The sequence below is a fragment of the Streptomyces sp. NPDC101234 genome, from assembly GCF_044767525.1.
Classification (GTDB): domain Bacteria; phylum Actinomycetota; class Actinomycetes; order Streptomycetales; family Streptomycetaceae; genus Streptomyces; species Streptomyces sasae.
On the sequence record NZ_JBIWOA010000026.1, the window covers coordinates 43,182 to 57,268 of the forward strand.

Genomic DNA, 14,087 nt, shown 5'->3' on the forward strand with positions numbered 1-14,087 from the left:
ATGGGGTCAGCTGCGGTCGGTGACGCCTGCGGTGCGCCGCATGACGGTCTGGTAGCTCTCCACGACCAGGGCGAGCTGGTTCATCTGTTGGGCGAAGCGCGCGGCGTGCAGATCGGTGGCGTGGCCCGTGTTCTGCAGCAGGCCGGTGCCCGACACGAAGGCGGGATCGAGGCGGGGGTTGAAGAGTTCACCGAGGCGGTCGCGGGCGTGGGCGGCGTGGCGGCGCAGTTTGCCGTGGAGCCGGTCGGCTTCGGCGGCGGTGTTGAGGACCAGGTCAGCCAGTTCGCCGAGTGCGGTGTCGCGTTCGTGCCGTTGGTGGACGAGGCGCTGGTATCCGTCTTCGCCGAGGACCGTGCGTAGGGCCTCGTGTCCGGGGGCTCGACCGGGAGTGGGGGGTGGGGCGGTGGGGGTGGTGCTTCGGATACGGCTGGCGTGTTCGGTCATGGTGGTGGGTTTCCTTCCTGCCTGTGCGGTGGGTTGGAAGGTCAGAAGATTTCGCCGTAGCAGCAGGTGCTGGTGTGGCCTTCGTCGCTGGCGAAGGTGTCCGGCAGGGTGTTCGGGTGCGTGATGTCCTCGGGGGTGAGGGGCGGGAGGGTGAGGTGGATGCCGAGGTCGGCGAGGTGTCGGATGGTGGCGAGGGGGACCTGGCCGGAGCATTCGGGGCAGGGGCCGAGGAGTTCGAAGGGTTCGTCTTCGTAGATCGGGAAGCGGGCGAGGAAGACGTATTCCTCGGTGGTGTCGGGGCAGGTGGCGGTGGCCAGGACCGGCTCGCCGGGGGTGGTGCGGCGTCGCAGCGAGTCCGGGGCGGTGGTGATCTGGTCCAGGCCGAGGCCGAGGGCGGCGGCCAGTCGTACTGCGGTGCGGGCGTGCTCCTCACCCCGGTAGGGGCCGCGCGGGTTGACGGCGGTGTTGTGGCGGATGTAGTCGGCGGCGGCGTGGGCGCGTTCGGCGAGTGAGGTCATGGGGTCTGAACTCCTTTGTGAGGGTGGTCGGTTGAGCGTCTGAGTGGTGAGCGGGTGCCGCCCCGGGCGGGGGGCGGCACCCGGGTGCGTCAGGGGGTGATGGCGGCGAGGGCTGCGGTGGCGGCCTTGCCGATCGCGGTGGCGGCCTGGGTGGGGTCGGTGAGTTCGAGGAGGGTGGTGCCGGGGAGGGGGCGGGGGTCGGGGTCGAAGGCGAGCCACAGCACCGCGCATCCGGTTGCGCGCAGGGCGGTGATGCGTGCGGCCGCCCGGGCGGCTTCGCTGGAGCCGTAGTAGCCGTCGGAGGCGATCACCAGGAGGCGGCCTGCCCCGGGTTGGGTGAGGCCTGCTCCGGCTTCCAGGGCGTCGAGGGCCTCGGCGAGGCTGTGGCCCATCCCGCTGGCGTCGAACTCGGTGACCCGGTTGGGGGCGCGGCCCGGTGCGGTGATCGCAGTGACCGACCGGTCGTAGGCGACGGTCGCGCTGCGCGAGTCGGGGTCGGTGAGGGCGGTGGCCTTGGCCACGATCCAGGCGGCCGAGGCGATCGGTCCGGCGGCAAGACTCATGGAGCCGGAGACGTCCACCGCGATACCCACCCGCAACGGCGGCATCGGGCCTGCCCGGTGCACGGTGTGCACCCAGGGGGTCGCCGTCGGGATCGCGCCTGCGGCCTTCTGCGCGTCGCGGGCGAGGGCCTGGCGCATGTTGAGGCGTCCGGGCGGGGCCGCCGAGGCGGTGACCGTGGTGGTGCGTTCGCGGTAGGCGGCGGCCCGTAGTGCGCGGGCGAGCTGCCCGGCGGCCGCCTTCTCGGCCCGGGTCGGCGGGCGGCTTCCGGTGACCGGGGAGCGGCCCCTGCTCTTGTTCTTGGTGGTGGCCTTGCCCGGGGTGTGGGGGGTGTAGGGGCGTGCGCCGGGGGCGAAGACCTTCTCGGCCGTTTGTGCGGCTTGCCGTGCGTGGGCGGCCTGGGCGGCCTTCGCCCGTGCCCGGCCGGTCTGGGCGGTGGTGACGCGTGCCTGGGCTGCGGCTTGTGCGGCCTCGTTCGTGGCCACGGCGCCGAGGACCCTGCCGATGGCCTCGGCGAGCTCGCCCTGGTGTCCTGCGGTAGGGTCCGGGGCCGGTTCCGGGCCGCAGGAGTTGGCGCCGAGTGCCTGGCACCAGGCCCGGGCGTGCTCCAGCATGGCCTGCTCGTCCTCGTCGGCGGTGGCGTGGGCGGCGGTCCAGATCGCGGTGAGGGTGTCGAGGAGGTCGGGGCCGAGGATGGCGGTGACGGTGTCCTTCAGTGCTTCGGTCTCGTCCTCGTCGAGGATTCCGGCGTCCCGGCGGGCGAGGATCAGCCCGGCGGCCACGGCGGCCTGCCACCGGTCGGCGGGGGTCTGGCTGGTGAAGTCCTCCATGACCAGGGTGTGTACGGCGGCCCGCAGGTACCTGCGGTCACCGGGGCGGCGGGCGAGGTGGGCGTGCTCGGCGCGCGACTCCTCCAGCAGTTGGGCCGCCGTGTCCAGGGCCGTGCCGCGCAGCGGGGGCGGGGTCGACCAGCGGCTGTGGGCGGCGTGTGCGGCCTCGTGGGTGAGGGCGCCCCAGGCGACCGGGTAGTTCTCCTCGTCGCCGACCTGGGTGGGGTCGATGGTGGCGGGGGCCAGCGGGGCGAACAGGGCGGCGTCGATCTCCAGTTGGGCCGTGACTGGGTAGAAGGCGGCGGGTGCGCCGGAGCGGGTGCCGTGTTCGCAGGTCACGATCACGTCCTCGCGTCCGGCGAGCTCCGGGAGGCGTTCGGTCAGGGCGGCCGCGATGCGCAGCCACTGTCCGGCCTGCGGACCGGGTGGGGGTTCGAAGGCGGGGCCGCCGTCGTCCTCCCAGCGGGCCAGGGCCTGTTCAGTCTCGGACAGGGCGGGCGGGGTGTGCTGGACGTGGGCCTGGGCGTGCGTAGGCATGGCGGATACGGATCCCTTCTGGGAGGGGGCGGTGGCGGGTTGGGGTGGCGGCCCGGGCCCGGCGCTCGGCAGGGCCCGGGCGGGCGGTCAAAGCTGGCTGCCCAGGGCCAGGGCCGTGACCGGGCGGCCGGTCGCCTTGGTGACGACCTCGGCGACCGTGTCCCGGTCCTCCAAGGGGGCGATGCCGACCAGGTTGGCGAAGGCCGCCTCGGCGCCGAGGACATCGGCGATCTTCTGGAAGGCGATCAATTCCCGTAGCTGGGGCGCCCATCCGAGGTCGCCCGCCTGCTGGAGGGTGGCGAGGTGGCGGGCGATGCGTACCGCCGTGCGGTTGATCTTCAGGGAGGCAGCCAGGTCGTAGTCGGAGCCGACCTGGATCTGCATGCTGAACCGGGAGGCGAGGGCCTCGGTGAGGACCGCCCCGTGCACGCCCGGGTTGTGTCCGGCGATCACGTAGAAGCCGTCGGCGGCGGTGATCGTCTCGCCCTTGTGCGCCTTGACCTGGATCTGCCTGCGGCCGTCCATCGCCGGGTACAGGGCGGCCAGCACCTTCGGGGAGATCAGCGTGGCGTCGTCCAGGAGGAGGGCCCGGCCTTCCTGCATGGCGCTCACCAGCGGCCCGTAGATGAACTCGTATCCGCCGTTCGCGTCCTGGGTGTACTCGCCGATCAGGTCGCCGACCGTGGTGTCCCCGTCCCCGGCCACCGTGATCAGGTCCGGGAAGGCCGCCTCGATCAGGGAGGTCTTCCCCGTACCCGGCGGCCCGTACAGGAGCACCGCCACCTGCGCCGTGCGTAGCCGCCGCAGTGCCTCCACATCGGGCAGCTGGGCCAGCGCCCGGGGGTGGTACGTCTGCCCGTTCGGGCGGATGATCGGTACCGGTCGGCCGTTGGGCGGCGGGGGCGTCGGTGCCTGGCGGGGTACCTGGGGCATGCTGGCCGGGGCGGGCCGAGGAGGCGGTACGGCGGGCTGGGCTGCGGCGGCCGTCGCCGAAGTCGCCCGGTACGTACGAGGTTTGGAACCGGACCGCTCGGCCTCGCCCCGGCTCACCAGCGTGTCGCACGCGTTGCCGACCGCCCCGCCCGAATGCCCCAGCCTCCGGGCCAGTTCCGTGACCGTGAAGACCCGCCCCGGACTCGCCGCCAGCAACTGGGCGATCCTCGCGCGCAACTCGCCCGGGCGTGCCTTGATGCCCGGGCCGGGCACGGGCGCCGCAGACGTCGCGGGGGCCGTGGGGGTGCAAGGCGGCGGTGCGGAGACGGGCTGCTGCCCTGCGGGGGCCGAAGGCGGGGAGGCAGGCGTAGACGTGGCGGTGCTCGTCATCGAGGAATTCCTTTCATCGGGTAAGCGGATCGACAGGGGCGGCAAGGGGCCAGCAGGGGCGCCTTATCCGAATTCGAATTCGGCCGCCTTTTGGGCACACTCCACCCGTCATCCGTTTTCGGGCGGCCCCATTGGCGGGTTTTCCATTCCCGGCCCTTCCCGGGAACAATTCAAATATAGCTCGACCCGCACCCCACCTGAAGCCGTATTCCGGCTTGATAATGCTGGAATTCTCGTGAATTCACGACTCTTTTTCAGGGCTTTTCCCGGCGGCACGACGCAAGGCGTCGTGCCGCGTGACCTGCACGACAGATTCCCAGGCGCCTGCGGGGCGGCGGCAACCTGGGAAATCGAGTACATGCGCGAACAGGCGGCCACCGGCTCACCCCCCGGTACGGCGAGGCCTCCTGCCCCGTACCTGCCTGTGCGGCGGGGCCGCCTGCCCGCCGGGGAGGGCCGGGCCGGCCAGGTCCAGGGCCGTATCAGGATCTTTGGAAGCGAAGTGACGAATCAAAAAGGGAACGCAGCACGTCGGGGATGTCCGGGCACGGGAGTCCATGCGGGATGTTCGAGGCCTGGGCGGCAGCCGTCAGTAGATCGGGATGCGTTGCTGCACCGATATACAGTCGCCCTCGCCCGTCGGCGGCTCGCAGGCCGCTTGGCCTGTTGGAACGGGCCGGCAGGGGGCGTCGTTTCCAAGCACGCGCAGGGAAGCGATGCCGGAGACGGCACCGGATGCGACGGGGTGGACGCCAGGGGGTCTTGGGTGGCGGATGACGAGGCGTGCGTGGACCGTGGGCTGCTTCTTATACTTCCAGGCTGTCGTATTGCATTGAATGCAACACATGTCGCGCTGGGCCAACTCGCTGACTGCAGGTGGTGCTCAGGCTAACGCCGGGTTGGTGGCTGGTTGGGATGCGCTGACCAGGTACCCGTTACCGACTCAACGATGATGCGTTAGATGCATCGTGAGTGCTGTCGTTGATATGCCAGGAGCTGCGCATCTGGTCCTTGCCGACGGAGTCGTGCACCTGGACCCCGAACCCGCCGTCCTGGAAGCCATGCTGGAGGGCTGGGCACTGCAGCAGCGCACGCGCTTCTTGAACTGGGAGTCGACGATCCGCCCCCGGATCGCGCTGATCCGTCGGCTGGCCCGCTTCACCAATGAGTACCCGTGGCAATGGGACCCCGCCGAGGTGGAGGCATTCTTCGACGACCTTCGTACCCGGCGCCCTGGCAGGCCGCTGGCGGTGTCGACCGCACGGAACTACCAGAACGACCTACGGCTGTTCTTCGACTACATCACCGACACTCGCTACGGCTGGCCGTCCACATGCGACGAGCGATTCGGGCGGGCTCCGGTCCAGCTCCTGCACGAGTGGAACACGGTCACCCACACCAGCGAGTACGAGGGAGCCGCCGAACGTCGTCCGCTCACCTACGACGAAGTCCAGACCCTCTTCGACGCCGCCGATGGCCGTGTCGAGGAGATCCGCGCACGACGACGCAAGGGCTCGCTCGCGGCCCTTCGCGACGCCATCGTCTTGAAGACGGTCTACGCCTTCGGCCTGCGGCGCCAGGAAGCGTGCGGCCTGGACCTGTGCGACCTGCGCCGGAACCCCAAGGTCGCCGACTACGGCCGTTTCGGAGCGATCTTCGTCCGTCACGGCAAGGCCCCCAAGGGCGGACCTCCCAAGCGCCGCAGCGTTCTGACCGTCCCGGAAATGGACTGGATCGTCGACGTTCTCGACCAGTACGTCAGCGAGGTCCGACCCGCTTTCGTGCCGGGCAAGCACCCGGCATTCTGGATCACCGAGCGGCGCGACCGGATGTCCTTGCGGCGGTTGAACGAGGCCTTCGAGACGGCGCGTCGGTCCGCCGACCTGCCGGCGGAGCTGGACCTGCACTCGCTGCGGCACAGCTACGTGACCCATCTGATCGAGTTCGGTTATCCAGAGAAGTTCGTCCAGGTCGGCCACGCCTACGCCAGCACCACGGCCATTTACAGCCACGTCTCGGACGAGTACCGCAACCGGCTGCTGCGACGCTCACTGCAAGCCCGGCACGGCGATCTATGGGGGCAGGAAACGTGATCAGGAAGATGGGCATCGACTGGCAGCTACGGATCCGGATGGCGGAGAAGGGCATTTTCCAGACCACGGAACTGGTCCCGCTGCTGGCCGAACGCGGCGTTCATTTGTCACGTGAGCAGGTCTTTCGTCTCGTGACCCAGACACCGCAAAGACTGTCCATGGACACGCTCGCCGCACTGTGCGACATCCTCGCGTGCGAGCCCAACGACCTGATCCGGGTGGAGGCCACCAACGCTGAGGTACGCAAGACTGCCGGCGAGCAGCCGGTGTCCCGGCCGCAGGCTCGTCGCACGACGATCCGGCGCCCTGGCGCGCAATGACCGCTCCCCTCCGCCTCGACGAGGCACATCGACAGGTCGTCGCATACCTCACCTCCCAGCTCACAGGGATGACCGGCGAGCAGGCCACGGAGGCACTGAACCGCGGGAAGATCACAGCACGTTCCTGCGTCGGCCTTGCCCGCCACTTCCAGCAGCACCAAGATGCCCTGACGAATCCGGGCCCGACGCCTCCACAGAGTTTAGTGAGGCTCGCCCATGCCCTGGCGGCCGCTGGGCACGGCCCGGTCACCCTGCCGACATGCGCCAGCTGCGGAAAGATTTCGCGCGAGCTCACGCATCGCCTCCCGGCCGGACACTGCTGTTCGAGCTGCGCCTACCGGGTGCGGTCGCCGAAGACCTGCTCAGGCTGCGGCCGCCAGATGAGGATCAACGGTAGCGGCCCGAACGGCCCGCTCTGCGGCACCTGCTACGGCAAGCAGGTTGCCACCGCATGTGGGCAGTGCGGGCGAGTGCGCCGCGCGACCTACCGCATGCCCGACGGCAGTGTCCGCTGTCAGGGGTGCCACCCGCGCCCCGAGCGGACCTGCGTCGGGTGCGGAGCTCAAGCCCCAGTCCAAGCGATCTCGGCGGACGGTCCGGTCTGCCGGCGCTGCTACCGACAACCTGAGCGCCGCTGCGGCGGCTGCGGAGAAGTACGCACGGTCGACCGGCGCGGTGGCGACGGCAGGCCCGATCTGTGCTCCCGCTGCTATCAGGCTCCGCCGGTCGCCTGCTCCTCCTGCGGCCGGCTCCGAACCTGCGCGCGCAGGGTGGCGGGCAAGCCGTTTTGCCAGAGCTGCTGTCCCCGCCCTACGGGCCCATGCGCACGCTGTCTCCACGACCGTCCTGTCCACGCCTTCTGGCCGATGGGCCCGGTCTGCAAACACTGCTACGCGGCAGTGCGCGCACGCCCCCGCGCCTGCGCTCAGTGCGAAGAACGACGGCCACTCATCGGTTCCACCGATGCAGGGGCCGGCTTCTGCGGACCCTGCGCAGGAGTCGATCTCACCTACGCGTGCCAGCGCTGCGGCACGAGCGACAGGATCTTCCGCGAGCAGTTGTGCACCCGTTGCTTCGCCACGAAACAACTGGCCGAAGCTCTCGGTGGACAAGACACAGCGGTCCCCGCACAGCGGCAGAACTTCCACTCGGCTCTCGCCGCCGCAGGACACCCCCGCAGAGTGGCACACTGGCTGACCCGCGCAGGAGTGCCCGCCCTCCTGTCCCAGCTTGACATTTCCGATGAGGAGATCACCCACCAACAGCTCGACGATCTCCCCAACACGCCGACCACTCGCTACATCCGCGACGTCCTCGTCGTCGCCGCGGTGCTGCCGCCGCGCGACGAACGACTGGAGGCCCTGCCCCGCTGGGCGGACACCCTCTTGGCCCAGGCACCGCTCCCCCAGCGGCAACTCGTCACCCCCTTCACCCATTGGTATCTGCTCCACCGCATCCGCCGGGCCCACCGGCACCGCCCGCTACGCGCCAGCACACAGCACCAGATGCGATCGCGACTGCGCCGGGCCCTGGAACTGCTCGACTGGCTCGACGAGCACGGCACCGCTCTCGGGGAACTCACACAGCCAGAACTCGAGATGTGGTTGGAGGAAGGGGCGGTAGAACGTCGTGAGGTGCGTGCCTTCGTCACCTGGGCGCGAGGTCGGGGCCTTGTCGGCGAGCTCGTAGTTCCCCGGGCACGCATCGCCGCACCCAGCGTCTTCATGACGGACGAGGAGCAGGCCGAGCAACTGCACCGGTGTCTCGGCGACGATTCTCTGCCTCTCGATGTTGGGTGTAGCTCTCCTCGGGGGACGGTTTGAGCTGGGAGAATGCCTTTGCGGGTGATGGCGGCGTGGTCGGGTCTCTACCGTGTTGGGTGGAGGAGGCGACGCTGATGGGGTCGTTGATCGAGGAGTTGGAGGCGCGGGAGGCGGCGGCCCGTGCCCGGGTGGAGGCCCTGGAGGCCGAGATCGTGGAGTTGACCGCGCGTCTTGAGGGTGAGCGGGAGGCGTGGTCGCGGTTGCGGATCACGCGGGAGACGGTGGCCGAGGTGATCGCGGATCTGGGTGGGCCCGGGACGGTTGTGCCGGTGGCCGGGGGCTCGGAGCCGGAGGGTGTGGTGGAGCCCGGGGTGCGGGTGGTGGGGGCGATCATGGTGCCGCACTGGCGGGAGGGGCTCTCGGTGGACGTGCTGCCAGATGTGTACCGGGACATCGTCGAGGTCGTCATGGACGCCGCGAAGCCGGTGCAGGCGAAACAGATCGTGCCGAGGATCGGCCTGCCGGCGGTGACCGCGAAGATCGAGGGGACCCGGGGGAAGCTGAAGCGTCTGGTGGAACGGGGCTGGCTGGTGGAGGACGCGCCGGGGCAGTTTTCGGCGGCGCACCCGGGCCGGGACGTGGGGAATCAGGTGAACTCGCCGAACGATAAAGGCTCTTCTCTCTAACTTCGGAGGTAACCAGCCAGACCGAAGCGCGGAAGAAAGAAGAGCCGTTGTGGAACCGTACGACGCCTTCGATCCGTTCGCCGCCGCGGCAAGGGCCTTCGACCGCCTGACAGGTGTGTTGGCCGCCCCGGAGTCGGCCGCGCTGCCCCACCACGGGCTGGAAGACCTCATCGAGGCGCGGGGCCGTGAGCTGCTGCGGCTGCTGTTCCAGGCCCATCTGGATGTGCGGGAGCGACGTGAGCGGGACCAGGTGCGGCAAGGGGACCGGGAGGTGGTCCGTGGCGCGGACGGCAGGGTTCGCCCGCATCGTGAGCCGGGGCATTGCCGGCGTCTGGCCTGCGTGTTCGGCACGGTCACCGTGACGCGGACCGCGTGGCGGGGCAGGTCGATGAGCAACGTCTGCCCGCTTGACGCGGACCTCTCGCTGCCCGCCGGGCTGCACTCGCACGGCCTGCGCTGGCTCGCGGTCACCGAGGCCGTCCGCGGGTCCTATGACCAGGCCAAAGAGGCGATCGACCGGCGGTGCGGGAAGGTGCTGGGCAAGCGGCAGGCGGAGCACCTGGTCATCGAGGCGGCCCGCGACATCGACAGTTTCTACCGCTTACGGGTGCCCATGCCGGCGACCGCGTCCACCGCGTTGGTCCTGCAGGTCGACGGCAAGGGCATCGTCATGAGGCCCGAAGCCCTGCGGCCCGCGACTTTGAAGGCGCACCGGGACAAGAAGCAGGCGATGCGCACGAGGCTGGCGCCGGGGGAGAAAACGAACCGGAAGCGTATGGCCACGCTGGCCTGTGTGTTCGATGTCGATCCCGCGGTGCGTCGTCCGCACGACATCATCGCCCCGCCCGAGGGACGCGGCGGCAACCGGCCGCCCCGGCCGGGGCCGAGGGCGGTCGCGAAGTGGCTGTGCGGCTCGGTGATCCATCCTGCCGAGCACACCGTCGCCGCCGCCTTCGACCAGGCCGAGGCCCGCGACCGGGACCACGCGAGGGACTGGCTCGTGCTCGTCGACGGCGCCCACCACCAGATCGATCTGGTCCAGGCCGAGGCCGACCGGCGCGGCGTCGGGGTGCACATCCTGATCGACATCGTGCATGTGAGTGAATATGTCTGGGGTGCGGCCCACTGCTCCCACCCGCCCAGCACCCCCGAGTGCGAAGCCTGGGTCGCCGGCCACCTGACGACCATCCTGCACGGTCAGGCCGCCCGGGCCGTTGCCGAGATCACCACGCAGGCAGACCAGGGCGGACTGCGCGGGACCAGCCGCGAGGGCGCCGACGCCTGCATCCGCTACCTCACCCATCACGCGGAGCGCCTGCACTACGACACCGCGCTGGCCTCCGGCTGGCCGATCGCCACCGGCCCGATCGAGGGTGCCTGCCGCCACATCATCGCCGACAGGCTCGCCATTACCGGGTCACGCTGGGGCCTGGCCGGTTCCGAAGCCATCCTCAAACTCCGCGCGCTGAAAGACAACGGCGACTTCGAGGAGTACTGGCGACACCACCTCGCCCGCGAACACGAACGCCTCTACCCCACCCCCGACCGACACGACCACCGCCTCACAGCCTGATCAGCGGCCTTCGCCCCAGCGAGATCCACATCCGGGCTTCCTGCAAGGGGCTGTGCCCGTTTCACTTCCTCCGCCCGCCCAACGGCACCCGCCGTGCGACGACCTTGCGGTAACTGATGCGCCAGCCCTGGCCGGTGAACACAAAGGTGTCTTCATAGGTCACGCTGCCGCTCGTGCCGTCCGTATTGATGCCGATGCCCTTGGAACGGGCGTGCACTTGGCCGTCGTCTCCCTCCGTGAGGACGATGTTCGTCACGTGATGACCCACTGGATTCGCGTCACCCAAGGAGACAGCCGCCGCTCGGATGGCCTCCACTCCCGTCAGCGGCTCCTGGCCGAAGTCCGTGACGTCGTAGACGACGTCGTCGGTAAACAACTCATCCAGCCGGTCCAACTCTCCCTCGTCGCACAGATGACCGTGCATCGCGATCAACTCGGAGATGACGGTGCGGTCCTCAATGCTCAGTGCCATGGGAATCCTTCACGGGCCGCTGGAGGAACTCAACCAGGTCCTGGAGAGCGTCATTCTGTGACCGATGGCCTGGCCAAGGGGCAACAAGGCCATCTCGGCCGCATCATGCCCCGACGTTACGAGCCAGCCCCACCACAGGCAGCCACATCAGCAAACTTCCAGCTCGCAGCGTCCCTGCAAGCGAGCTACACCCCTCGATGTTCGTACGGCCGGCACCCTGACACTCCTCTTCGGACTGCAGCACACCAAACTGCTCGAACTCACCGTGCGCGACGTCATAGACGACAACGAGATGGTGGCGCTCAACCTCGCAGGCCATCGCCTTCCACTGCCGCCCGAGGTCGCCCGGTTGGTCCGTGCGCAACGCGACCAGTGCCAGGCACGCTGGCAGCTCGATCAGACAGCCAGCACAACACCGTGGCTGTTCCCCGGCCAGGAGCCCGCCCGCCCTCTCGGAGCCACCTACCTCAATTTGAAGCTGCGCCGACACGGCATCGCGCCTCGCGCCGGCCGCAACAATGCTCGTCTCGCGCTGGCCACAGACCTGCCGGCGTCCGTCCTCGCCGATTTCACCGGCACCAGCATCAGTAACGCCACCCGCTGGACCGGATACGCCAGACGCGACTGGCTCGACTACATCGCGTCCCGCGCACAGGTCTGACTGTTTCCAAGTGTGCCGGGCAATGGAGTAGAGAGATCACCACGAGATGTGAGGCCGTCATATTGCCGCGGCGCATTCATCGACGACGGCATAAAGCCGACGAATCAGGCTCAAGGAGGAGGGGAGAGGGTCCGGGTTGGCCTGCATGTGAGGCGCGTCGTGGAGCCACTGCTGCCACAGGCCGTCCAGGCCCAGGAAACGGTTGGCTTGATCGCTTCCAAGATTCAGGCTGATGAACTGGAGAGCACCCATGACGACGGTCTGGTCGTAGCCAAGGTCAGGGCGGCAGAGATAGCGATCAAGGTAGGCGGCGAGCAGATCAGCATCGCGCTCCGTTCCGAAAGTGGCCAGGGCCACGCAGTAGGCCAGCCCAGCACAGCAGACCTCGCTGGCCAGCAGGAGTTCTCCGAGGCGCTCGCGGAACTCGGTCCGTCGAGAGACGGCTACGAGCCAAGCTGCCGTTCTCCGTTCGCGCCAGCTGCCCTCAAGAAGGGTGGCGATCTCATCCGCGGTGATGAATCCTGCGTCCTCGCGGAGATCGCGTATGAACCGGTCGTACTCAGGGCTTCGCATGCGTAGCAAGCTGCCTCCGAGCTTCAGGTAGCGCCGTCGCTCACCCTCGGGCGTGACATAGCGGCGAACCAGGGCCAGCAGTTCGGGATCCTCGTGGGCATGGCGCATCACAGGGCCGATCCTGCCTCGCTGGTGCGCAACGAGGCCAGCCCATTCTTACGCTGCTCGTCCGCTGCCCTCTCTGGGACCAGCGCGACGGACTGGTCAAGTTCGTCGAACACGACTGGACCGGCTACATCAGCAGCCGATGAAGCGGCAGCTAGGAAGTCGGTTTCTCTCGTGGATGCGCCCCGGCATCATGGTCGTCGGCGGGTACAAACGCGAGAGGACGAGTGCAGCAGGTGTCTGGAGACGGGCAGGCGGATCTGACGGAGCTGTGGCATCAGCATTGGCCCCATTGCCCGCCGGTTGGGTACAAGCTCCGTGACCCATATAAGGATGTCTGGGTACGTTTTCACAGTCTGCCGGAGTCGAAGCGGTATGCGCAGGACGAGAGCGAGTACGCCGTTGTCCTCGAGCGTTACAACACCGTCCTCGATGAGTTGTTCGCTGGCACAGAGGTCTATGTGATCACTCCGCTGTGGACGGCCGAAGCCGATATTCCGTCACCGCAACCCGCCACGGGGTACTGGCAGAGCCTGTTGGTGCAGGACGATCCCGACCCTGAATTCCGCACGTACTGCCACCTTTTCGCCACCCGCCAGCCCTGGCAGCGTGGCTGCATCGACGAGCTGCTCCGAGACATCGCCGACGACAAGGTGGGGGGCGTCCTCATCACTGACACCCAGATGCAGCGCATCCACCACCCCTACGACGGTGGCGCTGACGTCTTCCTCACCACCTCCAAGGAACGGGATCGGATGCGCGATCGGCATGCCGAATGGCTTTCCCGTCACCCCTTGGGTTTCTGACCGGCTCGGATCTCCGCTCCGCTCAGAATGGTCCGCACCCTAAAGACCGGGTTGAGAGGCTCCACGAGTTCCTTGGCGACGACGGCCACCAGGTGCGCGGGCGCATCACCGTCCAGCAACGCACTCACGTATTCGATGGCCCCCGCAGGCGAGAGTACAGGCAGCCTCTGGCGCAGTGTCCGCACAGCGTGCATGCGTCCACGCGTGGCGGCGACTCCGCATAGTGCATCGTGTAGATCGTCTACTGCGGTTCGTACCGGCAGCCCACGTATCCGGGCTCGGTAGTCGTCCTCCCACGCTCCGGTTTTCGCAGAGACGACGGCGATCTGGTGCAGTCCTCCGTCGACGCGGTCGACTAGGTACGGCCCATTGCCAATCAGCATGCACTTCGAGTTCCGAGTGCGTGCGAACTCCTCGGACTGCCAGGAGACGATCCACACCAGCTCGTGCTCCTCGACACGGACCACAGCCATCTTCACCGCGTCCGCGCTCACAGCCCGCCACTGCTGATAGTCGCGCTCCAGCTGCTCTTCGACAGCCCGAACGGCGACTTCTCGCTCGATCACGCGTGCAGCATCCCGTACGGGCCCGGTTTCGACCAGCGAATTCCCACGGCTCAGAGCCGTGCAGAAGGGCCAATGAACCTTCTCGCCCAGGAATACAGCAGCTGAGCAACAAGTGCTCTGCGCCAGTACGAAACGGGCCATAACGCAACGGACTGGGCGAACTTCGTCAAACGCAACTGGACCGACTACATCGCGACCTGCCGAAAGGGCGGCTAATCACCCAGCTCACGCTCTCGGCTCAGGCGTAGCGCACTGC

Annotated in this window: 14 protein-coding genes; 7 read left to right on the forward strand and 7 right to left on the reverse strand. The window is 68.6% G+C overall.

The features are described from left to right. Window positions 1-6: 6 nt before the first annotated feature. The 4 genes from ACIRR9_RS37530 to ACIRR9_RS37545 all read right to left on the reverse strand — a co-directional run bounded on the left by ACIRR9_RS37530 (window position 7) and on the right by ACIRR9_RS37545 (window position 4,048). Window positions 7-444 (reverse strand): hypothetical protein, encoded by a 438-nt coding sequence (locus tag ACIRR9_RS37530; RefSeq protein WP_403761502.1) that lies wholly within the window; start codon window positions 442-444, stop codon window positions 7-9. A gap of 41 nt (window positions 445-485) precedes the next feature. Continuing rightward, entirely contained in the window at window positions 486-962 is a 477-nt protein-coding gene (locus ACIRR9_RS37535) for a hypothetical protein (RefSeq protein WP_403761504.1), read from the reverse strand. A gap of 89 nt (window positions 963-1,051) precedes the next feature. Beyond that, window positions 1,052-2,890, reverse strand: coding sequence for a hypothetical protein (locus ACIRR9_RS37540; RefSeq protein WP_403761507.1), 1,839 nt, complete (start codon window positions 2,888-2,890; stop codon window positions 1,052-1,054). Window positions 2,891-2,977: 87 nt separating this feature from the next. Beyond that, window positions 2,978-4,048 (reverse strand): AAA family ATPase, encoded by a 1,071-nt coding sequence (locus ACIRR9_RS37545; RefSeq protein WP_403761800.1) that lies wholly within the window; start codon window positions 4,046-4,048, stop codon window positions 2,978-2,980. Window positions 4,049-5,199: 1,151 nt separating this feature from the next. Here ACIRR9_RS37545 and ACIRR9_RS37550 point away from each other — a divergent pair. The 5 genes from ACIRR9_RS37550 to ACIRR9_RS37570 all read left to right on the forward strand — a co-directional run bounded on the left by ACIRR9_RS37550 (window position 5,200) and on the right by ACIRR9_RS37570 (window position 10,648). Further along, entirely contained in the window at window positions 5,200-6,306 is a 1,107-nt protein-coding gene (locus ACIRR9_RS37550) for a tyrosine-type recombinase/integrase (protein ID WP_403761510.1), read from the forward strand. Then, complete coding sequence (locus tag ACIRR9_RS37555; RefSeq protein ID WP_403761513.1) at window positions 6,288-6,626, forward strand: helix-turn-helix domain-containing protein; 339 nt, start codon at window positions 6,288-6,290, stop codon at window positions 6,624-6,626. Before ACIRR9_RS37550 ends, ACIRR9_RS37555 begins: the two co-directional genes overlap by 19 nt. 1,181 nt (window positions 6,627-7,807) lie before the next feature. Beyond that, complete coding sequence (locus ACIRR9_RS37560; RefSeq protein WP_403761516.1) at window positions 7,808-8,449, forward strand: hypothetical protein; 642 nt, start codon at window positions 7,808-7,810, stop codon at window positions 8,447-8,449. 56 nt (window positions 8,450-8,505) lie between these two features. After that, a complete protein-coding gene (locus ACIRR9_RS37565) occupies window positions 8,506-9,075 on the forward strand; it encodes a hypothetical protein (RefSeq protein WP_403761519.1) in 570 nt (189 codons plus the stop codon). Window positions 9,076-9,124: 49 nt separating this feature from the next. After that, window positions 9,125-10,648: an ISKra4 family transposase gene (locus tag ACIRR9_RS37570; RefSeq protein WP_403761522.1), complete on the forward strand. Its 1,524-nt coding sequence runs from the start codon at window positions 9,125-9,127 to the stop codon at window positions 10,646-10,648. A gap of 61 nt (window positions 10,649-10,709) precedes the next feature. Here ACIRR9_RS37570 and ACIRR9_RS37575 read toward each other — a convergent pair whose 3' ends face one another. Beyond that, complete coding sequence (locus ACIRR9_RS37575; RefSeq protein WP_403761525.1) at window positions 10,710-11,120, reverse strand: nuclear transport factor 2 family protein; 411 nt, start codon at window positions 11,118-11,120, stop codon at window positions 10,710-10,712. A gap of 265 nt (window positions 11,121-11,385) precedes the next feature. Here ACIRR9_RS37575 and ACIRR9_RS37580 point away from each other — a divergent pair, with 265 nt between their 5' ends. Next, a complete protein-coding gene (locus ACIRR9_RS37580; RefSeq protein WP_403761528.1) occupies window positions 11,386-11,781 on the forward strand; it encodes a hypothetical protein in 396 nt (131 codons plus the stop codon). Window positions 11,782-11,838: 57 nt separating this feature from the next. On the opposite strand, the gene ACIRR9_RS37585 is transcribed toward ACIRR9_RS37580, so the two are convergent. After that, complete coding sequence (locus tag ACIRR9_RS37585) at window positions 11,839-12,462, reverse strand: DUF6000 family protein (RefSeq protein WP_403761530.1); 624 nt, start codon at window positions 12,460-12,462, stop codon at window positions 11,839-11,841. A gap of 224 nt (window positions 12,463-12,686) precedes the next feature. On the opposite strand from ACIRR9_RS37585, the gene ACIRR9_RS37590 reads away from it, so the two are divergent. Beyond that, entirely contained in the window at window positions 12,687-13,265 is a 579-nt protein-coding gene (locus ACIRR9_RS37590) for a hypothetical protein (protein WP_403761533.1), read from the forward strand. On the opposite strand, the gene ACIRR9_RS37595 is transcribed toward ACIRR9_RS37590, so the two are convergent. Next, on the reverse strand, window positions 13,247-13,831 hold the full coding sequence (locus ACIRR9_RS37595) for a YrhB domain-containing protein (RefSeq protein WP_403761536.1): 585 nt from the start codon (window positions 13,829-13,831) through the stop codon (window positions 13,247-13,249). The two genes, ACIRR9_RS37590 and ACIRR9_RS37595, sit on opposite strands and share 19 nt — an antisense overlap. Window positions 13,832-14,087 lie beyond the last annotated feature (256 nt).